Here is a 24,477-nt window from a genome sequence, read left to right as displayed (position 1 = left end):
GCTCAGACGGAGTCGTCCGGGCAACCGTCGTCGATCCACTTCTCGATGAACGCGATGTCTTCCGGGGCGACCGGCGGGCGGTCCTGCGGCATTCGTTCGAACTCCGAACCGTCGAACGGGGCCTCGCCCTTCAGCGCCTTGATCATGTTCGACCGCGACCCGCGGTTGTCGCCGGTCGTTTCCACGACGTTCAGCCCGTACACCTTCGTCGTCAGGAAAGTCGCCACCGGCAGGTTCCAGAACTTCTTCTTCCCGCTGTGGGATGGGTTCCCGTCGCCGACGGCGGTGTCCAGGAGTTGCCGTACCTTTAGCACTCGCGACGACCCGCCGACCGGCGGTGGCGGTGGAGACACGGGCGGTGGGGGCGGAGACACGGGGGGCGGGGGAGGGGGAGACGGCGAACCGCCGTTCATCTGCTGCAACTTTGCGAGCAGATTTGTGTCCGCCGTCCGCATCCCGGTGAGGACCGTGTTGGTTGGATCGGCCGTCACCATCTTGTCCAGCAGCGCGATCGCACTATTGAGGGTGGCGATGCAAAACGGCAGCAGGTTCGTGGCCCCGATTGCGGGCAAATCTTTCGGGACGGTGAACGGCAGGGCCGCCCGGTCGGCTCCGGCCACAGTTCGCGGCAACTGAACCAACTGGAGCGATGCCCGCTTGAGGGCTCGCATGGCACCGACGGCGGCGCTCAGCAACGTCTCGCGGTCGGCGGTGGGGGTGGTTAAGAAGTACTGTTGGAGCGAACCCAGGAGCAAGGCGTACTGGTGGTCGGCCAGTTTCGCCCAATCCTGGGCAAGTGGATTGCTGATGGCGTGGGGGTCGTTGGCGTCGTTCGAGATAACGGGGTCCTGCGGGACCGGGTAGGCTGGGGACCACGCACCGGGCTTCGGGAAGGGAATCGGGTTGCCGGTCGGCCCGCGGAAAACGTCGCGGAACCGATCGAAATGGGAGTCGGCCGAGGCGGCGTTCTGCATCCCCTCCCCCTGGAGGCCGATGTCCCGCAGGGCGTTCTTACCTTCCGCCCGCGAGCCGACCGTGAACACCCGCATGCCCTCGGTCCCGCCTGCGTTATCGACCCAGTCGGCCTGGGTGCCCTGCACGGCCACGGACGCGGGGTGGAAGGCATCGTCCGGCAGGTGCCACGACCGCGAGGGCGGGTGCTGGGAGTACGCCAGGTACGCGACCTGGCGGACCATTTCGTACCACGGGTCCGCGGCCTCGGCGTCCGCTTCGACTTCGTCCACGCTACGGGCGAAGACGACGCCGAGCAGTGCGTACAAGACGCCGACGTGGTTGACCCCGCCGCCGGCAAGTTGCACGATGTCGGTGATGTTCGGGGCGTTGACCGGCGACTCGGCGACCACGTACTTGGCCAGGGATGTTCGGCCGAGCGGTTCCAGGTGCATATCAAACGGATAAATCCGCTCGATGATGGGGAAGTCGTCCCGCTCGACGACGGTCGGCAGGCTCAACGCCAACCGGAGGTTCTGCACGGTCAGCAGGTGGGCCATCTCCTCCTTGGCGATCTCGGTGATCGTGTTCTTCCAACTGCCGACCGCCGCCTTTTGCTCCGGCGTCGTCAGTGCGGGGTCGTCCGATTTTCGCAGCGAATAGCTCGCGTAGAGGTACTGAACCATCAAGGCGTGCTCGATCTGGGCCGCCTTCCGCAGCAGAATCTCGGCCTTCGCCGCGGGGGTCGGGTAGTCGTCCAGGACGGGGAGGTCGATGACGAGTGTCTTGGCCCCGGCCCCGGCGGCGAGCAAGCCGTTTTCGGTCGCGGGGGCTTCGTGAAGGGCGCTGGCCACCATCGACAGGGGGCTGTCCGACGGCACGGTCACGCGATGACGGACCCACCGAAACTCCGGGCCGGCCATGACTGTCTCCTCTCGTCGTGCCCCCCGTCGTCGTGGGGCTGCGGTTCGATGCACCCTGTTCCGAGCCGATCGTTTACGCCCGGTGCAAAAGAGAACTGAGTATCACACCGAAGCGGACCAATAATTCGGCGATCGTGCTGTCAAGAAATTAAGCGTGTGAGGATGGTCCCAGACACAATGGTCCGCGTCAAGTTAAAACATCGGGAAGCGATCCCAAAACGCGGACCGGCCCGGCGTCGGGGTCGCTCGCGGGTCAGCGAGTCGTGCCGCCCAAGCCGGCGATGACGGAGCGGGCCAGCCCACGTGCCACTCGCAATACTCATCCTGCTGGCGGTGGAACGGTACGACCGGATCGCCGAGTTGGCCGTTGACGCCCCGCCGCAGCGGCGGGGCGGCGGGCATCCACTACGGTTGGCTCAGTCCGTTCGGGGTGATGAGCATGGTGAACGGCCGGAGCGTTTCGGCGGCCGCGTGCGCCTGGGCTGGTCCGGCGGTACGCCCGGCGTCGGATCGTTGGCGGCATCGTAGAACAAGCCGCCAACGAGTTCGCCGAACCGGGCCGCAATGTAGTCGTGCCACTTCTGCTTCAGGTCGGCCGCGTGGGCGGCACTCTGGTCGAAGTCCGGCACGTTCGCCGGCGGGGTGTAGAAGATCGCCATCGCCTGCTCCGGGGAAGGGGCATCAGGTCACGGGGCCGCACACCACCAGGGCGTAACCCTGGTAAGGCTGGGGCGTCGAAATCGCGGACACGACCGCCAAGTAGTCGCCCTTGCGGGGCTTCGGAATGAGGACGCACACGGCGTTGTTCTTCTCGTCGATCACGAGGTCGTCGTTGAGCAACTTGGCGGGGTCGGCGTACAGGCGGTGGGTGCCGTTCCCGTAGACGCTCGAATCGTCGGGCAGCCGCAATCGGAGCGCGAGAAGGTTGTAGAGGCGGGGGGCGGGAACGTCGGTCCAGGCCAGGGCGAGGCGTAACGGCGTCTCCGCATCGGCCGGCACGGTGAACGGGTAGCTGCGGAACGACATCCGCGGAGAACCGTCCGCGACCTCGGACTCGAGGGCGTCGGGGCTGTCGTTGGCGATGTCGTAACACCGGACCGCCCGATCCGCCGGGGCGGCCGCGTGCGGCAGCAGTTCGCGGAGGTCGAGACGGCCGTGGCCCTGGTCGTAGTCCGGCACGCCAACTTCGGGCTTGTTCAGGATCGAATCGGCGGTCGCCTCGGGGACGCGGATAGTGGCCAAAATCAGGAGCGCCTTCAGCAAGGCCGCCGACGGCTTCGCGTTGGCGTGGACATCTCTCAGGTACTCGCGGAGGACCGCCGCCGCCCCGGACACCATCGGCGCGGCCATGCTGGTGCCGGACAAGTAGGCGTACGCCTTGCCGCTCACGGGCGCGTTCGTCTCGGGGTCGGTCGGCAAGATGTACTCGACGAACTCCCGGTCCGCCCCGGCGGCGCGGGTCGAGGCGATCATCGTGCCGGGGGCAATGAGGTCGGGCTTCGCGGACTGAGCCTGCGTCGGGCCACGGCTGCTGAACGCGGCCGGGATGAACGGCGGGCCGGCCACCTTGCAGGAGGAAACCGGCGGGGCCGGGAAGTCGGCGGACTCGAACGTGCCGGTGTAGGCCGGGCGGTTATTGCGACACGCCCCGACCGTGACCACGTTCTTCGCGGCCGCCGGGTTGCCGATCGTCCGCGATTTGTAGAGGTAGCGCGGGTCGTTCCCGACCGAGATGCTCTTCCCCTCGTTGCCGGCCGCCACCACCACCAAAACCTCCGGGTTCCGGTAGACGAAGTCGTCCAGACTGCGGCCGTAGATGCCGTAATCGTCCGCCAGCCGCGACCGCCAACTGAGGTTGATGATCTTGGCCCCGTCGGCGACGGCCAATTTGAGGAGGTCACCGAGGTCGGTCGGGTAGTTCAGCCGGTTGCTCGCGTCGAGGATGCCGTACGTCACGAGCTTGCTGCCGGGGGCGACCCCGCGGACGACCTTGCCGCGGCCGGCCACGATACCCGCGACGTGCGTCCCGTGGCCGTTTTTGTCCACGGCCGTGCCCTGCCCGTACTGCCGCGGCTCGACCTGGAGGGAGTCCTGCAAGTCGGCGTGCGTCGCGTCGATGCCGCTGTCGAAGATCGCCACCACTTCGCCCTGGCCCGTCCACCGCGGCCCGGCCCCGGTCGGGCCGACCTCGCGGCACCCGACGAGGGCGGCGGCGACTTCCATCTGCAAGACGGCCGGAACGTGCGGGGCGATCATGCGGACGTGCGGCAGGCGTGCGAGGGCGGCGAGCGCCGACGACCCGGCCGGCATCTTCACCCGGTACGACGGCGACCCTTCACTCTTCTCGATCACCCGGACGTCCGATTGCTCCTTCAGGAACTCCTCGAACGCGGCCCGATCCGCCGGCCGGTGGAGCAAGACATCGAATTCGGCCGAGTCGGTCGGCCGGTCCTTCGCCGTCGTGTTGAAGAACTCGGTCATCGCCGGCGTCAGCGTGTCTTGCAACCCGTACCGGCGGACGGTGGTCACGAAGCCCATTTTTTGGACGAGTGCGACTTCCGCCCGGGCCAGGCGGATCACGACGTGATCGGAATCGCTGTACGGGGTTAGCGGGCCGATCGCTTCCAGTTGCCGCCGCTGGGGGGATTCGAGGAGGCCGGTCAACTCGACGACGTACGAATCCTCGTCGAGCAACGGCCCGGGCGTGGCAACGGGGGCTTCCGGTCTTCCCGCGGCGGACGACTGAATCTCGAGGTTGTTCAACGGGACTTGTAAGTGGTTCCAGAACTTTCCCGATACCTTCAAGCTCTTCTGGAACACGTCTCGGACGCATTCCTCTCTGGCCAGGGTGGCTTCCGATTGAACCGTCACGCGCTCGAAGAAGTCGGGCGGCAGGTCGAAGGGTTTGAGCGTCGGGGCCGCGTCGTCCGTCACCCGACACGGGAGTTTGCTTTGCCGAAACAGGGTCGCGACTCCGGCCGGGGCCGTGACGACGATGCGGCCGTGCGTTTGGCTGACGACGTGCCCTTGGGCCTGGGCGATCAGATCGGTGGCGGCCTTCCGTTCGCGGTCGTCCGCCCAGAACAGTTCCACCCGTATCTCGGCCATGCCCTGTCCCCTCGGATCGGCACCCTGTCCGGTCTGCGTCCGGAAGAACGCGAGTTGTGCGGGCTATATTATTCTTACTTACGTCCCGAGGCTATATTGTGAAAATGGTTTCGACTTGCGGACATCGGCGACGCCACCGACGCGATGGACGCCATCTGCACGGCTATCGAGACGACGTGTTCCGAGACAAGATTGTGCCGGACCTTGTTTAGAGCGGCTTGATGACGTGACCAGCGACGCTCACGCCGGACAACATTCCGGATTGGCCCTCTCCCCGCAAAGCCGACGCGAGGGAGAAGGTGGCGTCACTTCGCCAGCCGCAGGTCGTAGATCAGGAACGTCGACGTGCGGTCCACGGGTTGCTGCCCGGCCAGCCAGTCGAGGATGTCCTGTTTCACGGGCGGCTTGGTCGGGCTTGTCGCCGCCTCACTGTGCCCGACGGCCAGGAACGTCGGCCCAAGCATCGCCTTCAGTTCACTGACACTGCCCACGGGATTCTCCTTCAAGTCGATCACCCGGAACCGCGGCCCGTGCGCCCGTGGGTCGGTGCCGAAGTACCAGAGGGCCGTCGCCGGCCGGTCGTGTTGGTCGTGCCAGCGGATCAACTCGGGGATTCCCTGCCCCCAGTCGACGTTCGAATCTGCCATCCGTCGGTACGCTCGCCCCGGCCCGCCGGACAGTTGGTTCATGTAACTCAGGCCGTTCGGCCACACCCAGAGCGCGACAATTCCGGTGACGATCGCGGCGACCCACCCCACGCCGACGCCCCGACGCCCCCACCCGCGGACGAGGGCGACGGCCAACCCTATCTCGCCGAGGGCCAGTGGCGGGAAGAGCAGGCGCACGCCGATCTGCCGCTTACTGAGGACGGAGAATACGAACAGTACGACGGCCAGCGCCGCCGGCAGGTTGAGCAGTGACCACGGCCGGATGACGAGAACGAACAAGCCCACCAGGAGCAGTGCGTCCGGCAGTTTCATCGCGACGACGGCCGGGTTGTAGTACCAGACGCCGTGCGGGTGCCACGCACCGAAGAGGTAGCTGCCGCCGATCCGGCTGTTCATGTACTCCTGGAACAGCACCGCGACGGCGAAGTTCGGGAGGTGATCGGAATTCCTGGCCCGCCACAGGTCGAACGCGGTCGGCTCGTCCGGGACCATCTCCCGCAGGTGGAGGGCCGTCCGTGCGGGGTTGGTGTCGTACCCGCAGTAGACGGCCGCGACAAGCAGGCCGATCAGCGTTCGAGCGGTCAGCAGGCCGACGAACGCGAGCATCGCCCGGCCGCGGAAAGGGCGCGGGCCGTCGTCCGCCGGGCCGAATCGCTGCCACAGGTCGATGACCGCCAGCGTCAGGCCGCCGTACAGCAGGCCGCTCAGCTTTGTCAGAACCGCCAGGCCGAAGAGCGTGCCGGGGAGCAGCACGCGGACCCACCACCGCCGGCGGCGCGAGGCGAGCGTGTGGTAGGCGAGCGCCACGACCATCGCGGAGACGGCGATGTCGGTGGTCGCGAGGGCCGCGTGCGCCTGCCAGTTCGGATCGACGGCGAGGAACGCGACTGCCAGCCGCCCCGCCCAGTTCCCACCCACCGCCCGGCCGAGCAAGAACGTGTGAACCAACAGTAGCCACCAGAACACGAGATTTCCGGCCCGTGCCAGCCGCAGCGACCCGAGGATGACTTCCGTCAGCGGCGTGTCGGCGCGCCAGTTGAGGAGTTGCGGCAGAGCCGTCTCGACTTCAATCGGCAGCGGCATCGTGCCGTAGATCGTCAGCGGCGCGCACGTCCCCTGTTTCCAGCACTCGCGGCCGTACAAGAGATAGAAGCTCTCGTCGTAGGTCACGCCGACGCGGTCCCAGGCGAGTACGCACGCCAGCGACGACAGCCCGCCGAAGACGGCGAGCCAGAGGAGGTCGAATTTCGTGACGGGCGTCGGGCGGTCCATCGCAGCGAGTCTCTGTACTGTGCGACGAATAGAGTACGATCCGACGACGGCCGAGACGAACGGTCCGTAGTTTCCTCTCGCATTCCGCGGGCGGATTTGTCATGCTGGTAGTCCCGCCGACACGATTCCCCTCCGTCCGAGGTCCGCCATGTTTCGCATCACTCTCCTGATGCTGACCGCCTTGTTCCTCCCCGCCCTGCCCGCCGCCGAAGCCGACCCGGTGGTCCGCTCGGCCAAGAGCGGCGCGTGGTCCGACCCCGCGACCTGGGGTGGCGGCAAAGCTCCCGGCACCGGCGCGAGGGTGCTAATCCGAGAGGGGCACCGCGTCGTCTACGATGCAAACTCGGCCGCGGTGATTCGCGCCATCAACGTCGCCGGGACGCTCACCTTCGACCCTGCGAAGGACACAAAACTCGAAGTCGGCCTCATCAAGATTCAGCCCGGCGAGGACTATAGCGAAGAAGGCTTCGACTGCGACGGACACGTCACGCAGCCAGACCCGGACGCCGTCCGCCCGGCCCTGGAAGTCGGCACGCCGGACCGACCGATTGACGCGAAGCACACGGCGGTGATCCGCCTGCACCTCGTGCCGGGGCTGAAGAAAGAGTCGTGCCCCGCGATCATCTGTTGCGGCGGCCGGTGGGACTCGCACGGCACGCCGCTGAGCCGCACCTGGGTCAAACTCGGCACGACCGCCAAGATTGGTGACAAGGCGGTGTCACTCGCCGAACCCGTGCCCGGCTGGAAGGCCGGCGACAAGCTCGTCCTCACCGGCACTCAGACCCACGGCAATTCCAAAACCGCCTCCACGGCCGAGGAACGCACGATCGCGGCCATCGACGAGTCGAAACTCACGCTCGACGAGCCGCTGAAGTTCACCCACCTCGGCGACGGCGAGTACCGGGCCGAGGTCGCGAACTTGTCCCGCAATGTCGTCGTAGAATCGGCCGACCCGGACGGCGAGCGCGGCCACACCATGTACCACCGGCACTCGGCCGGGTCGCTGACGTACACCGAGTTCCGCCACCTGGGGAAGAAGACCGCCCTCGGCCGGTACGCCCTGCACTTCCACCTCATCGGCGACACGATGCGGGGCAGTTCCGTGGTCGGCAACTCGATCTGGGACAGCCACAACCGCTTCTTGACCGTCCACGGCACGAACTACCTGTTGGTGAAGGACAACGTCGGCTACCAGAGCGTCGGCCACGGCTTCTTCTTCGAGGACGGCACCGAGGTCTACAACGTCCTCGACCGCAACCTCGCCGTCGGCGCGACGGCCGGCAAGAAGCTGCCGAAACAGGTGCTGCCGTTCGACCACAACGACGGGGCGGGGTTCTGGTGGACGAACAGCCTGAACACGTTCACCCGCAACGTGGCGGCCGAGTGCGATCAGTACGGCTTCCGCTACGAGGCCACGCCGTCGAGCTCACTGACACTCACCTTCCCGATCCGACAACCGGACGGCACGCGGAAACTCGTGGACGTTCGCACGCTGCCGTTCGTGCGGTTCGAGCGGAATGAGGTCCACAGCAGCCACGGCTTGTACGGCGTGAACCTCGGTGAAGGCGTGAACCGCGTCGGCCCCGACGTGAAGCACCCGTTCGTCGTCCGCGACCTGAAAATCTGGGACGTTCACTACGCCTTTCGGCCGCAGGTTCCGTCGCTGCTGGTCGAGAACCTGCACGTCAACAGCGCGGCCTACGGCGTGTACCACCCGAACTTCGACAATCACGTTTACCGCAACGTCTACGTCGGCCACACGCACACGGAGCCGTTCAACCGCGGCCACGACGACCTGAGCGTGCAGTACGGCCGCCTGACGGTGGACGGCCTGACGTTCGACGGCTGTCGGTCCGGCGGGATGCCGCTCGTGCAGATCAGCGACGACAACCCCACGGGGTCGGCGGTCACGCACATCCGAAATTTGAAGGTCGAGAACTGGAGCGACAACAGCCGCCAACGGGCCATCGTGAACCTCGGCGGCGGGCCGCGGCCGACGCCGAAGACCGAACACGGCGTGCCGGTATTCGTCCACGATTGGTTCGGCCCCGGCCGCACGGCTCTGGTCGTCAGCACGAAGTCCGGCGAGTACAAGCAGGACGCCGATGCTTACCGCGCGGAGGCCAAACTCACCGGCGACGAATCCCGGATGAAGGAGGTACACGACGTGCCGTTCCCGACGCTGTTGGACCCGATCGACGACCTGCCGCCGACCACGGTCATCAGCCGCGTGACGCGGGTCGGTTCGACCGTCACCGTCCGCGGCGCGACGGCTGACAACGGCACGGTGACGCGCGTGCGGGTCAACGGGAAGGAGCCGAAGCCCACGGCCGCGAACTTCGCCGAGTGGGAGTTGGTGCTGGAAAACGTCCCGGCCGGCCCGCTGACGATAGAAGCCGCCGCCGAAGACGCGGCCGGCAACGCGGAGAAGACGCCCGCGAAGGTCACGCTTCGCTAGAGTAGACTACCCGATTCATTCCCTTCCCTCATGGACGTGATGATGTCGCGATTTCGATTGCTGTTCCTCGCCTTGTTCCTCGCACTGCCGGCCACGCTCGTGGCCCTCACGCCGCCGGAGGACGCCGCCCCGAAGCTGCCCGACGGCAAGGACGCAGCCACGAAGCAGATGGCCGCGTTCCGCCTGCCGGCCGGGATGAAGGTCGAGTTGTACGCCGCCGAGCCGATGCTCGCCAGCCCCGTCGCGATTAGCCTTGACGAAAAGAATCGCGTGTACGTCTCTGAGGAACACCGCTTCAGCCGCGGCACCGAAGAGAATCGCACGCGGTCGTTCTTCCTCGAAGACGATCTGCAAATTCGCACGCTCGACGACCGGCTGAAGATGTACCAGAAGTGGGAGAAGAAGTTCGACGGCGGCATGAACTGGTTCACGAAGTACGCCGATCAGGTGCGGTTGCTCGAAGACACCACCGGCAGCGGCCGGGCCGACAAGTCCACCGTTCTCGCGCAGTTTCGCGAACCGCTCGACGGCCTCGCCGCCGGCATCCTGGCCGTCAACGGCGACGTGTACGTCACTTGCATCCCCGACCTGCGCGTCATCAAGAAGGGCACGGACAAGCCGGTGTCGTTGCTGCACGGCTTCGGCGTCAACTGTGCCTTCCTCGGCCACGACCTGCACGGCCTCATCTTCGGACCGGACGGCAAACTGTACTTCAGCGTCGGCGACCGCGGGTTCGACGTGACCAGCAAGGAAGGCACGCACTTCAGTGGCCCGCGAACCGGGGCCGTCTTCCGCTGCAACGCCGACGGCACGGAACTGGAAGTCGTCCACCGCGGTCTGCGGAACCCGCAGGAGTTGGCCTTCGACCAGTACGGCAACCTGTTCGCCGACGACAACAACTGCGACAAGGGGGACCACGCCCGCCTCGTGTACGTCGTCGAGGACGGCGAGAGCGGTTGGAACATGGCCTATCAGACGATCGAACCGCACACGAACGCTCCGTGGTTCGCCGAGCGGCTGTGGCACCTGCAGAACGCCGGGCAGCCGGCGTACATCGTGCCACCAGTCGGCAAGATCGGCACCGGGCCGAGCGGCTTCCTGTTCACCAGCGGCACGAGCCTGCCGGACCGCTACAAGAACTCGTTCATCATGTGCAACTACGCCGGCAGCATCGGCGGCCTGGAAGCGTTCCGCGTCAAGCCGACCGGGGCCGGCTTCGAGATCGAGGACTACCACGACTTTCTGAAGCCGATCATGGCAACCGACGCGACGTTCGGCTACGACGGCAAGCTGTACGTCAGCGACTTCGTGAACCTCGACTGGAGCGGCAAGAGCCTCGGCGGCCGCATCTACACCGCCTTCGACCCGAAGAAACTCGAAAGCGACGTGGTGCAGGAGACGAAGAAGCTGTTCGAAGAGGGGTTCGAGAAGCTCGGATATAAGAAGCTCGGCGAATTGCTCGGCCACGCGGACCAGCGGGTGCGGTTGCGGGCACAACACGAATTGATGAAGCGGCTGGGCCAAGCCGATGAGGAAGGGAAGGTCATTGCCTGGATGGTATTCAAAATGGCGACCGAGAAGGGCGACCAACTCGCTCGCATCCACGCTATTTGGACGAGTCGCACGCTCTGGAAGATGAGCACCAAAGCACACAACAACTACAGGCGCCTACTCGCCGACCCAGATCCCGAAATCCGGGCGCAGTACGCGAACGTCCTTGGCGACGCCCGCCTGATCGGTAACCCCGATCAAGAGGAGTCGAACGCACCGGCTGATCTGTTGAAGTTGCTCACGGACTCGAACGCCCGCGTGAAGTTCTTCGCCGCGCAGTCGCTCGGCAAGCTGAAGGCGAAGGCCGCCGTCGGGCCGCTGTTCGAGGTGTTACGGCAGAACAAGGACACCGACGTGTACCTGCGGCACGCCTGCGTCGCTGCTCTCGCGAAGATCGGCGACGCCGATGCTGTCGCGGCCAAGACGAAGGACGAGAGCGCGGCCGTGCGATTGGCAGTTGTGTTGGTACAGCGGCGGCTGAAGGATTCGCGCATCGCGGCGGCCCTGACCGACGCCGACTGGTTCATCCGGGCGGAGGCGGCACGGGCGATTCACGACTTGCCGCTGGAAGACGTGTACCCGCAGTTGGCCGCGGTGCTGCCGGCGCTCGGCGAGAAGCCGATCCCGGACGGCGACCCGCTCGTGCGGCGGTGCATCGACGCGGCCTATCGCCTCGGCGGGGTCGACCACGCGAAGGCGGTGCTGGGCGTCGTCACCAACGCGAACTTCTCGGCCGTTGTGCGGGCCGAAGCCCTCTCGGCCCTCGCGCAGTGGGCCGACCCGTTGCCGCGCGACCGAGTCACCGGCTTCTGGCGGCCACTGTCGAAGCGCGACCCGGCCGAAGTGCGGGCGTTGCTGGAGGCGAATCTCTCCGAGTTGCTGTCGAAGACGAGCGGCAGTTTGCAGACCGCGGCCATCGGGGCGATTCAAAAGCTCGGCGTGAAGGCCGACCCGGCGCAGTTCGTCGCGTGGGCCACCGACGCCGCGAAGGACGCAAACTTCCGCGTGGCGGCAATGCGGTTCCTGGCGAGTCAGAAGGCTGCGAAGCTCGACGCGATTCTAACGGCGAGCCTGAAGGATTCGTCGCCGATCATTCGGAGCGAGGCCCGCGAATTGATCGCGAAGGCCGACGCGAATCGCGGCACGTCGTTGTTGGCCGACGTGTTGGACGACGACAACGCGACGAAGGTCGAAAGTCAGCGGGCACTCGCGCTGTTGCCCGCCCTCAAGACGCCCGAGGCGGGGCAGTTGCTCGACCGTGCGGCCGAGCAACTCGCCGCCGGCGAGATTCCGCCGGCTCTGCGGCTGGACGTTCTCGACGCGGTGAAGGCGTGGCCGTCGCCGGCCCGCGACAAGGCACGCGCGAAGTTCGAAGCCGGCCTGCCGGCGGACGAGGTGGGCAAGTTCCGGGTGAGCCTCCACGGCGGTGACGCCGACCGCGGCCGCGAGGTCTTCTTCAACCACGCAGCCGCCCAGTGCGTTCGCTGCCACACCGTCAGCGGCAGCGGCGGCACGGCCGGCCCGGAGTTGACCAAGGTTGCGGGCAAGTACAAGGGCACGGCGCGCGAACACTTCCTGGAATCGCTACTCGTGCCGAGTGCGAAGATCGCCGACGGTTTCGCGTCCGTGACGCTCACCCTCCTCGACGGCCGCGTTCTCGCCGGCACGATCCTGAAGGAAGACAAGAAGACGATCGTCCTTCAAGACACGAACGGCAAGCCGGTGACGGTGCCGGTGGAGGACGTGGAATCGCGGACGAAACCGACTTCGCCGATGCCGGCGGTGGGCCAAACGCTGACGCGGCGCGAGGTGCGGGATTTGATCGAGTATTTGACGACGTTGAAGTGATCCGCAAAGCCCAGGCACGGCCGTGCCTGGGCTTTCGCCCACTCACCACAGCCGCCCGGGGTTGAACACGTCGTCCGGGTCGAGCGTCTTCTTCACGTGCTTCATCAGTTCCCAATCGGGGCCGGTCTTCGCGGTGCGGGTTGCGCCGCGGCGAGTCTGGAAGTCGCCCTCCGGCGGCGTGTCCCCGTGCTGCCAGAGGATGCCGTTCAGCGGTTGGCCGTGAACCAGCACGCCACCGCGGTTCGCACTCGCGGCCACCGCTGCCGTGCGACTCGGCAACACAGCCGCCTTGCCGATGAAGGCACTCTCGGGCCGCACTTGCAGGTCGGTCACGGCCGGCCAGATTCTCTCGGCGTCGGGGCCGCTCAACTCGAAGGCCGACGACACGACCGGCTTCAGTTCGGCCAGCAGGGTCGAGCGCTGCCAGTCCACGGTGACGCGCTTCTCTTCGAACCCGACCGCCACCACCCATTCGGCCTTCGCTGCCATCAGCGTGAAGCCCGCCGCTTGCCACGCGGCGGCGTTGAGCAGTTCGATCGCCGCCGGCCGGCTGTTCGACTTGTGCAACAAGTCCAGCACCGCCGGCAGTTCGCCGGACGAACAGCCGAACGCGACGACGGCCGCCGCTTCCGGCCGCGGCTTCACCTTGAGCGTGACCTGCGTGACGATGCCGAGGGTGCCGAGCGCGCCGGTCTGAAGCTTCATGAAGTCGTAGCCGGCGACGTTCTTGACGACGCGGCCGCCGCCCTTCACCTCGACGCCGTCGTCGGTGACGAAACTGATGCCGATGACGTAGTCACGCAAGGTGCCGTGGCCGAGGCGGCGCGGTCCGCTCGCGTTCGTCGCCACCGCCCCGCCGATGGTCGCCCGCCCCGGTAGTGGCACGTCCACCGGGAGCCACTGGTTTTCTTTCGCTAGCACTTGCGCCAGTTCGCCGAGCGTGATGCCGGCCTGCACGGTGACGGTCATGTCGCGGGCCGGGTAGTCGATGACGCGGTTCAAGCCGAGCGTCTCGACGGCCACGCCGGGCTTCGCCGGCTTCAAGCCGAGCTCGATCATCGTCCGCCCGCCGACGGGGTAGACGGCTTGCCGTTGCGACCGCGCCTCGGACACGATGCGGCCGAGGTCGGCCACGGAATCCGGCCGTTGAACTGGTAGCGGGCCGAAGCCGGAGAGGAGAAGCGTTTCGCCCACGAATGAACCTCGAAGCGTGCGGGACCGTGCCGTTCGTTCTACGAACCGGCCGCCCTACGCGCCGCGTTGCGAGTCCAGGAACGCGAACACCACGCGGATGGCGTCGTAGTTCACTTCCTCGTTCAGTGCCAGGTATACCGGCTTCAGGCGGGCGGTGCCGTGCTGCTCGGCGGCGGCGGCGACCCGCTCACACACGTCTTCCGACACCCATGCGAGCACCGATTCCGGCTTCTCCTGCCGGATGAAGTCGGCGAGGTGGTCGCACACCGTCGGGCGGGTCAACTTCGTCTGGTGGATCACGTCTTCCAGCGAACTGCCGTCGCGGAACAGCGAGAACGACAGCTGCTTCGTCGTGTTGGGCTTGGCCGACGGAGCCGCCGCCGGCGGCGAGGTTGACTCTCGCGGCGGTGGCAGGTCGGTCGACAGCTTGTGGGCCTGCGAATGGTTGACGATCGCGTTCAGGAACGGCGTGCCGAATTCGCGGAGCTTCACGTCGCCGATGCCGGACACCTGCCGCATCCGCTCGAACGTCGTCGGCCGGCAGCGGGCGAGTTCCGCGAGGATCGTGTCGGCGAAAATCTGGTACGGCGGCACGCTCAATCGGGCCGCGTGCTGTCGGCGGAGTTGCCGGAGGAGTTCGAAGAGTTCCGGGTCGCTGCCGGCCGGGAGTGTGCCTTTCTCCGTCTTGCCCGCGGCCGTGGCCTCGGTCGCGGCCTTCTTCAACTGAATCAGACGGACGGTTTTCTGCCCCTTCATCACCGCCCACGACGCGGGGGTCAGTTTCAGCACCGGGTACTCGCCGTCCGACTGCGCGAGCACGTCCTGGCCGAGCAGCTGAAAGACGTGGTCGCGGATCTGCGGCTTCGCCATCTCCTTCAGTAGCCCGTAGGTGCTGAGGGCGTTGTGGCCGCGGGACCGGACCGCTTCGGTGTCCGCGCCGCGGAGGACATCAATGACGTGGTTGACGCCGAAACTCTCGCCGACGCGGGCCACGCACGAGAGGATCTTCTGCGCGATCACCTGGGCATCCGGCACGTCTTGTGTGTCGCCGAGGCAGATGTCGCACGCGCCGCAGTTCGGCGTGTCGTACTGCTGGCCGAAGTGCTGGACCAGCGCCTTGTGCCGGCAGGTCGCGCCGCTGGCGTAGTGCGTCATCTGATCGAGTTGCTTCTTTGCGCCGGCGACGATCTCCGGGCCGACGTTCGCCTCGGTGGCCGACTTCTCCATGATCCGCTTCAGGGCGACCACGTCCGCGATCGAGAACAGGAGCAGGCACTCGCTCGGCAATCCGTCGCGGCCGGCCCGGCCCGTCTCTTGTTGGTAGTGCTCGATCGTCTTCGGCACGCAGGCGTGAATGACGAACCGCACGTTCGAGCGGTCGATGCCCATGCCGAAGGCGATGGTCGCCACGACGATGTCGGCCTCCTCGCTGGCGAAGGCGTCGTGGCTCTGCTTCCGCTGCTCGGCCGTCATGCCGGCGTGGTACGGCACGACCCGGTACTTCGCCCGCTTCAAGGTCTGCGACACCGTGTCCACGTCCGCCCGGCGGAGGCAGTAGACGATGCCGGCCTCGTCCTTGTGCCGGTCGAGCACGTCGCGAATCTGCGAAATCATGTCCACCTGCGGCAGCACCCGGTAGGTCAGGTTCGGCCGGTCGAAGTTGCCGACGAGGACTTCCGGCTTCTTCAGGTTCAACTGCGCGATGATGTCGTTGCGAACCTGCTCGGTGGCCGTGGCGGTGTAGGCGTGGATCGACGATCCGGGGAAGAACTCACGGAGCCGGGCGAGCATCCGGTACTCGGGGCGGAAGTCGTGCCCCCAGTGCGAAATGCAGTGGGCCTCGTCGATGGCGACGGTGTGCGCCCCGGCTTCGCGGAGCAGTTGGGCCGTGCCGGTGTTCACCAGTCGTTCCGGCGACACGAAGACCAGCCGCGTTTGCCCGGAGCGGATCGCGGCGGTCGCTTCGGTCCGCTCGGAGGCCGTCAGCGTGCTGTCGAGTCGCACGGCCGAGATGCCGTTGCGGGTCAGGCCGTCCACCTGATCCTTCATGAGTGCGATCAGCGGCGACACCACGACTGTCAGCCCGTCGCGGACGAGGGCGGGGGCCTGGTAGCAAAGCGACTTCCCGCCCCCGGTCGGCATGACGACCATCGAATCGCGGCGGTTCAGAACGGCCCGGATGGCCTCGGTTTGGAGCGGTCGCAGGGCGCGGAAGCCCCAGTGATTGGCGACGGCGGCGAGCAAATCCGGGGGCAAATCCGTGGGCATCAGCAGGGTCTCACGCAATATGAACGTGTGGACAGTGTACCAATTGTGCCACGGCGTGCGGAGGCCAGTTCCCGACGGGGGAATTTGGCCCGGTCCTGGCTTTGCGTTCTGGATCGGCGGGCGATGTGGTAGAAATGGAAGCGATCATTCCCCGTGCGTTCCCGCTTCGCGATCGCAAAGGAGCGTCAACGTGTTGTGCCGTCGCCGTGTCCTGCGAGTATCCCTTTGTCTTATTCTGATAGTTGCTGGTGCGTTAGCAATTGCTCACGCCTATCGACCGATTCGCCCGACAAGAGAGCAGTTCGGACGGGTGAAAATTGGCATGACCCGGAACGAAGTCATTCAGTTAGTGGGAGGCCCTCCGGGCGACTACAGCGGCGGAGAATTCTCGGGCTGTGCAGAAGCGTTTCGTTGTTCAGGTTGGGTTTCTAAGGGTTGTGAGTTGATCGTCTGTTTCAATCCCAGCGACGTAGCGACAGACGTTCGCATTGGCATTGCGGTGCGGAAGTATCATCCACCATTTTGGGAAAGAGTCCGAGACGCGATACACTTCTGAACAGCAAAGCAGCCGCCGGCGATCAACATAACGCGAAGACGGTTCTGAATTTTTCCCACGGAACCTTCGGCCGACTCGGGTAGTCTAATAAGAAGATCACTAACACGCTCATCCGCTCCCACTGTCGAAGTTTGAGGTGTTTTCCATGAAAGCCCATCGGTTCGCGATCTGCTTGGCCCTGTTCGTCGCCTTGACCTCTCGGGGCTTCGCCGCCGACGAAGTCATCCCGTCCCGAACGCACGTCAACGACGTCGTCGTGGAGCTCTCCAGCACCGCCCCCGGCAGCGTCACGGTCAAGACGACGAACGTCGTTCCGACGGGGAGGTACACGGGGTCGGGGAAGAACCGCCGCCCGCAGGTGAAGGCGGAGACGAAGGAAGAGACGATCGACGTCATCAAGGACGTGGTCGTCAAGGACTCGAAGGCAAAGGACGGCAAGGGCGACTTCAGCTCGCTCGCCGCCGGCCAACAGGTCAAACTGCACATCTCGAAGGAAACAATCCGCGCCGTCGGTATGAAGCCGGAGTCGAAGCTCGTCGTGACGCAGATCGACGTGGTCCACGTGCCGGGCGAGAAAGCCGCCCCACCGGCCGAGAAAAAGTAACCCAACCGCCGAGTGGTCACACGGCGAACGGAAAGGGGTCGGGAGCCGCGAAGTGGCTCCCGACCCCTTTCCGTTCGCTGCTTTTGATCCCTCTCCTCGGTTTGGACGGGGAGAGCTGGCAGGTTCCCGGCTTCTTCATTCCTTCGCCCGGGCTTTTGAGGTACACTATCCCTCGCGATCCCGGCGAGACCTGCCTGTGAACGAACCCAATTCCGCCCGCACCCGCCCGCTCCGGCCCGAGGAGGCGGACACGCGCCCGCCGACACGGGCCGACCACACGCCGAGCGGATACAACCCACGCGACGGCGGCTTGCGCTTCGGGCCGCCGGCCGCGGCGGACGAGATCGGCACGCTCGGCCGGTTCCGCGTTCAGAAGGAACTCGGCCACGGTGGTATGGGGGCCGTTTACCTCGCCTTCGACACGCAACTTCACCGCCCGATCGCGCTGAAGGTCATGCTGTCCCAACTCGCCACCCACCGGACCACGAAGGAGCGGTTCATCCGCGAGGCCCGTTCGGCCGCGCAGATCACCCACGACAACGTCATCGGCATCCTCGAAGCCGGCGAGATCGACGGCGTGCCTTTCATCGCCATGCCGTTCCTCCAGGGCTACCCGCTCGACGAGTTCCTGCACAAGAAGGGGACGCCGAGCACCAACCAAATCCTGCGCATCGGCCGCGAGATGGCCCTGGGGTTGGCAGCGGCGCACGACCTCGGCGTCATCCACCGCGACATCAAGCCGGGCAACGTCTGGCTCGAAGCCCCGAACGGTCGGGTGAAGATTCTCGACTTCGGCCTCGCCAAGCCGCAAGACGAGGACAAGGAGCTGACGCACACCGGGCAGATCATGGGTACGCCAGCGTACATGGCCCCGGAGCAGGCGGCCGGCGAAAAGGTCGACCACCGGGCCGATCTGTACAGCCTCGGCACCGTCCTCTATCGCCTTGTGGCCGGCCGCACGCCGTTCGAGCCGGCTCGCGACATGATGAGCATGTTGGTCGCGCTCGCCCTCGACGAGCCGAAACCGCTGCGAGAACTCAACCCCGTCGTGCCGCCGGCGCTCGCGGAGTTAGTCCACGAACTGCTGCGGAAGGACCGCACGGCCCGGCCGCAATCGGGGAAAGAGGTCGCGAAGCGGCTCGGCGCGATGCTCAAACAGTCCCTCGCGGGCGGGCGCGAACCGCCCAAGACGGAGGACGTTCTACCGGCCACGGCCCCGTTACCTATCACTCCGGTTCAGCCGACGCCTTACGTCGCCGTGCCGATCACCGCGCAGAACAACGTCAGTGCGTTCGAAGAGATCGACGAAGCCCCCCGCCGCAGGGGTCACGGAATTTCCGCCGGGAAGGTCGTTTGGCTGATCGCCGCCCTGGCCGTAGTTACCGCTGGGGTTGTGATCGTGAATCAACACATCCTGAGTCCCGAAAGCCCTTCGGCCGAAGGAAAAACGAATCGGCGAGTCTCTCTCGATATGCCTCCGGCAACGATGCCCGCGAAGGACGTGGGTCAGCCAACCCCCGATGGGCCGACGAGCGTTTTCTCCGACGCGACGCCGACGAGGGTATTCACGAAGCCTGGGGCAAAGCCGTCGACCCCGGCGGGGGGGTGGGTGCCGCTGACGGCCGGCAAATCCCTGGCCGATTGGGACGCCTTCCATGCCGGCGGGTGGTCCCTAACGAACGATGTCCTCTCGGCCGACGGGGCGGCCGCCGGCTGGCTCGGCACGAAGCGATACTACACCGACTTCGAACTTGAACTTGAGTACCGCCTGCCCCCGAAGGGGAACAGTGGTATCTTCCTGCGGGCGTGGAACGACGGCCCCGGTACGGGCGGCAACTTCGTCGAACTTCAACTCCTCGATAATTCGGCCTACACGGGCCTCACCGAGACGCAAAAGAATGGGGCCATCCACAACAAGATCGCCCCCAACTTCGACCCCGTGTCGCCCGTCGATCTGTGGAACAATCTGCACGTGTCCGTGATCGGCAAGCGGGTGACGGCCACATTCAATGGTACGAAGTGCGTCGATGCCGACGTGAACTTCCCACGAGAGGACGGGCGGATCGGTCTGCAAGCGAGCCTCAAGCCGGTGGAGTTCCGCAACGTCCGCGTCCGCGAATTGAAGGATTAGCCCGGCCGCGGATTGCGTTCTACACTTCGGCGACCCCGTCCGGAGTGCGCCATGTCCCTTGCCGAACTCGTTTGCGACCTCAGCCTCGACGGCCTCCGCCGGTTCGCGCCGGCGAAGTACACCGACCTCGGCCCGCGCGACCTGCACGTGATCGCCGACGGCGGCAAGGATGCCGAGGCGATGTTCGAGGTGGCCCACCGCTGCGAGGAAGGGACCGGCACGTCGCGGAACCTGCCGCTGGCCGTCGCGTGGTACGAGAAGGCGGCCGGCCGCGGCGAGGCCTGCGCGGCCTTCAACCTCGGCCTGATCCGGTGCGAGGGGCCGGACGAACTACGCGACGAGGTGAGTGCCGCGAAGTGGGTCCACTACGCAGCCGAACGCGGTTTCGCCGAGGCGGCGTTCGCCCTCGGCACGTTCTTCCACGCCGGCCGCGGCGTCACCCGGAACCACCACGAGGCGATCCACTGGTACCGGGCGGCTGCCAAGCAGGGCTACCGTCGGGCGAAACTGAACCTCGGGTCGCTGCTGATCGCCGGCGAGTTGGTGAAGCCGAACTACCTCGAAGCGGCCCAACTCTTCCGCGAGTTGGCGAAGACCGACCACCCCGGCGGCATGGCGAACTTCGGCCTGATGCACGATCGCGGTTGGGGCGTGCCGGAGAACCCCGGCCTCGCGGCGACGTGGTACTTGCGGGCGGCCGAGGACGGCGTGCCGCAGGCGATGCTCCACCTCGGCCAACTCCACCTCACCGGCCGTGGCGTCGCGACAGACGTGCCCGCCGCGGTCGAGTGGCTGAACCGCGCCGCCGACGCCGGCTGCGAAGAAGCCGCGTGCGCCCTTGGCGAGTTGCTGGTGGTGGAGTGACGTTCGATCACGACTTCGCGGGCACGACGATGCGGGGATCGGTCTTCGGTGCGTCGTCGGGTGGGTTCAGCTTCGTGTAGAAGATGTAGCCGGCCACGGCGGCCAGCGCGAGCAGTACGATGCCCATGATGATGTTCCGCGTCATCGAGACGCCGCCGGATTCGCCTTTCCTGCGCCGGCGCGGCCGGTCATACTCGTCTTCGTCGTCATCCCGGCGGCGTTTCTTCCGCGGGCGTTCGTCTTCCTCATCATCTTCAGCCCGTTCGTCGCGGGACCGTTTCCGGGGCGGCGGTGACTCATCATCCTCTTCAACAGCGACGGGCTTCTTCTTCACGGGCTTCGCCCGAACCGGGGGCGGGGCGTGATCGTCGACGACTTCGAAATCCCCTTCCGCCGCCGGGACGGGGACGGCCGCCTGACACTTCGGGCACCGGACGCGCTTACCGGCGGCCGTGTCGGGGACCGTGAGGCTGGCGGAACAACTCGGGCAGGCAACGGTGAACGGCATGGCGGATAGCCTATGGAATCGCGAAGGCGATCGGGGGCGATTCCTCGGCCCGGGCCTCGGGCTCGTCCGGCGGCAGGGCTTCCAGTTTCGCGACGAGTTGACTCACTTCTTCCCGAAGTCCGGCGTGCTCTTCCTCCGAGAGTCGCGACCGCAGGTCGGCGAGGAACGCCCGGCCGCGGTCGGCGAGCGAGTCGAGGATGCTCACGCCGATCTGCCGCAGGCGCAGGGCCGGGTCGGCGAGGGCGGCCCGCACGGCGGCCGCGGCTTCGGGATGAGTCGCGTCTACCGTCAACACGGCCCCGGCCGCGATCAGGCGGATGCGCGAGTTCGGGTCGTCGATCAGACTCGCGAGAAGGTCCGTCGTGCCGCGGGTGGTCGATTCCTTCAGGGCCATCACGGCGTTCAACCGGAGGCCGTCGTTCGGGTCGGCGGCGCATTCGAGCAGCAGGGGCACGGCCTCGGGTGGGAGTTCCTCCAACCGCGAGAGGGCGTAGGCGGCGTTCGCCCGCACCTGCACTTCGGGGTCGCGCAAGCCTTCCACGAGGTACGGGATTGCCGTCTCCGGGATGGCGGCCGCCTTCATCCACCCGGCCGACGCCACGCGGCGAACGTCCGGGCTGCCGTCCCGCATCCCCTCGCCGAGCGCGGCGGCCGCCTCGGGCGGTTGGATCATCGTGATCGCCCACAGCGCCTCTTCCCGGACCGACGACTCGCCCGTGCGGGCGGCCCGCAGCAAGGCCGGTCCGGCTTCGACGGCTTCCGGTCCGAGTTGGCCGAGCGCCTGAGCGGCCGTGGCCTGAATCCACGCGCTGTCGTCGTCCAGCAGGCGGCGGCAGAGGCCCTCGACGACGGCCGGCGTCGTGCCCGCGAACTTCGGCAGGGTGCGCAGGACTTGGTACTTCACCTGGTCGTTCGCGTCTTCTAACAACGGCAGCAGTTGAAGGGCGTCGGCTTCTGACACGTCCGGCCGCTTGCCCCACGCTTCGGCCGTGGCCGCCCGCACGCGGGGGTCGGGGTCCTGAAGGGCGGCGGTCATCGCTTCGTTGGAACCCGGCGCGACCGGGGCAATCTCAATCAACGCCGCCAGAGCGTTCGCCCGCACGGCCCCGTCATCGTCATGGGTCGCGTCCTTCAACGAGTCGAGCGCCTCGACGGCAGATTCGCCCATCTTGCCGAGCGCCTCGGCCGCCTTCGCCCGGACCATCGGGTTGACGTGGTGAAGAGACCGCACGAGCGACGGGACCGCGTCCTCGGCGGCCTCGCCCATCTCGCCGAGGGCCTCGGCCGCCACGGCGCTCACCCAGGTGTCCTTGTCCTTCAGTGCCCGCACGAGGCCGGGCACGGCCGCCTCGGCGGCGGATTCGCCGATCTTGCCGAGCGCCTCCGCCGCCTTCGCCCGCACGCGGTCGCTGCTGCTGGTCAGCGATTCCACCAGGGCCGGGGCGGCGTCGGCGGCGGCGCTGCCGATCGCCCCGAGGGCTTCCGCCGTCTGCGCGTGAAGGAGGGGGTCGGAACTCGTTAGCCCTTCGGCCAGCGACTCGGCCACCTCACCGTCGAACGTGCCGATCCGGCCGATGGTCGAAATCACCGCCTCCCGCACGTGCGGCTCGGGGTCGTTCAGGAGCAAGACCAGGTCCGACATCGAGAGCTTGGCGGCTTGTTTGAAGTCGCCGAGCGCGTGGGCGGCGGCGGCCTTCACGGCGGGGTTCGGGTCGGTGAGCTTCCCCGCGAGGGCGGGCACGGCGTCCTTGTTCCCGATCATGCCCAACGCCTCGGCCGCTTGGCACTGCACCGTCTCGTCGGCGTCGTCGAGGCATTCGATCAAGTCACCGGCTGCCGGAGCTGCCGCCCGGCCGATTTGCCCCAACGCCCGGGCGGCCCGGACGCGCACGCCGGACGCCGCGTCGGTCAGCGAAGCTCGTAGTGCGGCGACGACCGTCTCCACGCACTCTTGGGGGTTGGTCATGGCCGACCCGCGGCGGCGGAAGAACTTCCAGCGGAAGCCGCGTTGGCCGGGCATGCGGGTCGGGACGCGGGACCGGCGCTGGGCCTTGTGCAAGGCTGGGCCGCCGAGGGTTCCCAGGGCATCGGCTACTTCCTGCCGCACGAAATCGCTCGCGTCGTCCTTCAACCGCACCAACTCGGGCAGGGCTTCCAGGGCGTGGAGGTGGCCGAGGGCCGCGGCGGTGACGGCGCGGACGCCCTCGTGCGAATCGTGCAGGTGGTCGCGAAGGGCGGGGATCGAGTTCGGGCCGAGGGCGGCGATCACCAACGGGAGTTGGTCGCGCTGCTCGCGGGTCATGGCCGGGAGCGTGCGGAGCGACGCGAGCAACGGGCGGACGACGCCGACCCCGTACTGCGGCAGCGCGTTGCGGGCCCGCTCCTGAATCGGCGGGTGCGGACTCCAGAAGTCGGCGATGGCGGCCGTCAGCGCCTGCCCCTGGCGGATCGACGCGAAAATCTGCTGGAGCAGGATCAGGGTGAAGAACGTCTTGAAGGCCACGAGCATCGCCGCGGCCGGCCAGTACGTTTGACGGATGTGCGTGACGTTGAGCAGGCCGCGGGCCGCCGCGAGGTCGAGAAAGTCCACGAGTTGGTACAGGTTGATGACGGCGTAGGCGAGGAAGTCGACGTATCCGACGGCCGCGCGGTCTTGCGGCATCGTGTACCAGTTCTGGCCGACCGACTGGGATAGGCCGAAGTTCAGCAGGGCGAAGCCGCCGATCACGCCGACGGCTGCCGCGCCCAGGAGCGTAACCCCGACGCGGTCGCCGTAGCGAATGAGGTTCAACGCCAGTGCCTGCCCCTTCAGGGGGTTGTAGACGGCCTTGTAGCCGCGCTCCACGTCGTACCGTTCCAGGTCGATCGACATGTACGCGAAGCAGGTGACGACGCCCATGAACACGGTCGCCGCACCGAAGACGATCGGCACGAGGGGCAGTTCGCCGGCCGTGGTCACGCCGACGGCGATCAAGCCCAGAACGAGGGCGAGGAATTGCCGCCACGACAGGTCGGAGAAGAGTAACTCCCAGGCACGGAAGCCGCCGCGGATGCACCCCCGGATGAGCGAACTGAGAGTGCGTACGACGAAGCCGATGATGCCGACGTAATAGAGCAGGTACGCGACGAGAACGATGCCGATCAGTCCGAGGAGAATGAGGTAAGAGGAGGGGAGGGCACCGTTAGGGGCTGCCGGGATTGATCCGTCCGCGAAGAGTTCCATGGGGCGTGTTCTCTGGCTGTAACCGTGTCATTTTATTCGCACGCCGATGCCCCGAATTTGGAATCGGCGTGGGACATAGTAAAAGCGGAGGGCACAGGCCCTCCGCTTTGCGTGGTGGAACAACCGACCCTTACACGTCCCGCTTCCCACTGGCGAGCATCACCAAGCCCGCGACCACGGCAATCCCGCCCACGACCGGCGGAACGAAGACGTACTTTTCCTTGTCCGCACTCACCTGAATCGGCCCGGCGTCCACGACCTTTTCGCGGGACACGTAGCTGAAGCCGCCGTATCCGAGGCTGAGCGCGCCGAGCGCGATCAGGATGATGCCGATGAGACGCATGGTAGGT

The 24,477-nt window shown here is 66.8% G+C and carries 14 protein-coding genes; 5 read left to right on the top strand and 9 right to left on the bottom strand.

Features of this window, described 5'->3' with window-relative positions:
- Positions 1–2: 2 nt before the first annotated feature.
- The 4 genes from PX52LOC_RS02495 to PX52LOC_RS02480 all read right to left on the bottom strand — a co-directional run bounded on the left by PX52LOC_RS02495 (position 3) and on the right by PX52LOC_RS02480 (position 6,922).
- Complete coding sequence (locus PX52LOC_RS02495) at positions 3–1,874, bottom strand: ferritin-like domain-containing protein (RefSeq protein WP_149108600.1); 1,872 nt, start codon at positions 1,872–1,874, stop codon at positions 3–5.
- Positions 1,875–2,290: 416 nt separating this feature from the next.
- Positions 2,291–2,533: a hypothetical protein gene (locus PX52LOC_RS02490; protein ID WP_149108599.1), complete on the bottom strand. Its 243-nt coding sequence runs from the start codon at positions 2,531–2,533 to the stop codon at positions 2,291–2,293.
- Positions 2,534–2,555: 22 nt separating this feature from the next.
- Complete coding sequence (locus PX52LOC_RS02485) at positions 2,556–4,982, bottom strand: S8 family serine peptidase (protein WP_149108598.1); 2,427 nt, start codon at positions 4,980–4,982, stop codon at positions 2,556–2,558.
- A 305-nt stretch (positions 4,983–5,287) separates the two neighbouring features.
- Complete coding sequence (locus tag PX52LOC_RS02480; protein ID WP_149108597.1) at positions 5,288–6,922, bottom strand: ArnT family glycosyltransferase; 1,635 nt, start codon at positions 6,920–6,922, stop codon at positions 5,288–5,290.
- 148 nt (positions 6,923–7,070) lie between these two features.
- On the opposite strand from PX52LOC_RS02480, the gene PX52LOC_RS02475 reads away from it, so the two are divergent.
- Together PX52LOC_RS02475 and PX52LOC_RS02470 are read left to right on the top strand one after the other, a co-directional pair.
- Complete coding sequence (locus PX52LOC_RS02475; RefSeq protein ID WP_149108596.1) at positions 7,071–9,380, top strand: G8 domain-containing protein; 2,310 nt, start codon at positions 7,071–7,073, stop codon at positions 9,378–9,380.
- Between the two features lie 39 nt (positions 9,381–9,419).
- Complete coding sequence (locus PX52LOC_RS02470; protein WP_168218768.1) at positions 9,420–12,779, top strand: DUF7133 domain-containing protein; 3,360 nt, start codon at positions 9,420–9,422, stop codon at positions 12,777–12,779.
- 42 nt (positions 12,780–12,821) lie between these two features.
- On the opposite strand, the gene PX52LOC_RS02465 is transcribed toward PX52LOC_RS02470, so the two are convergent.
- Both PX52LOC_RS02465 and recQ read right to left on the bottom strand, forming a co-directional pair.
- The gene (locus PX52LOC_RS02465; protein WP_149108594.1) at positions 12,822–13,973 is read right to left on the bottom strand and encodes an FAD-binding oxidoreductase; all 1,152 of its coding nucleotides are present in this window, start codon (positions 13,971–13,973) and stop codon (positions 12,822–12,824) included.
- Between the two features lie 54 nt (positions 13,974–14,027).
- Complete coding sequence (recQ, locus tag PX52LOC_RS02460) at positions 14,028–16,241, bottom strand: DNA helicase RecQ (protein WP_149108593.1); 2,214 nt, start codon at positions 16,239–16,241, stop codon at positions 14,028–14,030.
- A gap of 701 nt (positions 16,242–16,942) precedes the next feature.
- Here recQ and PX52LOC_RS02455 point away from each other — a divergent pair.
- The 3 genes from PX52LOC_RS02455 (at position 16,943) to PX52LOC_RS02445 (ending at position 20,396) form a co-directional block, all read left to right on the top strand.
- Positions 16,943–17,401: a hypothetical protein gene (locus tag PX52LOC_RS02455; protein WP_149108592.1), complete on the top strand. Its 459-nt coding sequence runs from the start codon at positions 16,943–16,945 to the stop codon at positions 17,399–17,401.
- A 196-nt stretch (positions 17,402–17,597) separates the two neighbouring features.
- On the top strand, positions 17,598–19,532 hold the full coding sequence (locus PX52LOC_RS02450) for a protein kinase domain-containing protein (protein ID WP_149108591.1): 1,935 nt from the start codon (positions 17,598–17,600) through the stop codon (positions 19,530–19,532).
- A gap of 51 nt (positions 19,533–19,583) precedes the next feature.
- Positions 19,584–20,396 (top strand): tetratricopeptide repeat protein, encoded by an 813-nt coding sequence (locus PX52LOC_RS02445; protein WP_149108590.1) that lies wholly within the window; start codon positions 19,584–19,586, stop codon positions 20,394–20,396.
- A gap of 7 nt (positions 20,397–20,403) precedes the next feature.
- Here the strand turns inward: PX52LOC_RS02445 and PX52LOC_RS02440 are convergent, their stop codons facing one another.
- The 3 genes from PX52LOC_RS02440 to PX52LOC_RS02430 form a co-directional block, all read right to left on the bottom strand.
- Positions 20,404–20,904 (bottom strand): hypothetical protein, encoded by a 501-nt coding sequence (locus PX52LOC_RS02440; RefSeq protein WP_149108589.1) that lies wholly within the window; start codon positions 20,902–20,904, stop codon positions 20,404–20,406.
- A 10-nt stretch (positions 20,905–20,914) separates the two neighbouring features.
- Positions 20,915–24,127, bottom strand: coding sequence for a HEAT repeat domain-containing protein (locus PX52LOC_RS02435; protein ID WP_149108588.1), 3,213 nt, complete (start codon positions 24,125–24,127; stop codon positions 20,915–20,917).
- 130 nt (positions 24,128–24,257) lie between these two features.
- The gene (locus tag PX52LOC_RS02430) at positions 24,258–24,470 is read right to left on the bottom strand and encodes a DUF3185 domain-containing protein (RefSeq protein WP_149108587.1); all 213 of its coding nucleotides are present in this window, start codon (positions 24,468–24,470) and stop codon (positions 24,258–24,260) included.
- Between the last annotated feature and the right edge of the window lie 7 nt (positions 24,471–24,477).

The organism is Limnoglobus roseus, from assembly GCF_008254045.1.
GTDB lineage: Bacteria > Planctomycetota > Planctomycetia > Gemmatales > Gemmataceae > Limnoglobus > Limnoglobus roseus.
This window is presented reverse-complemented; position numbering and strand designations above follow the sequence as displayed.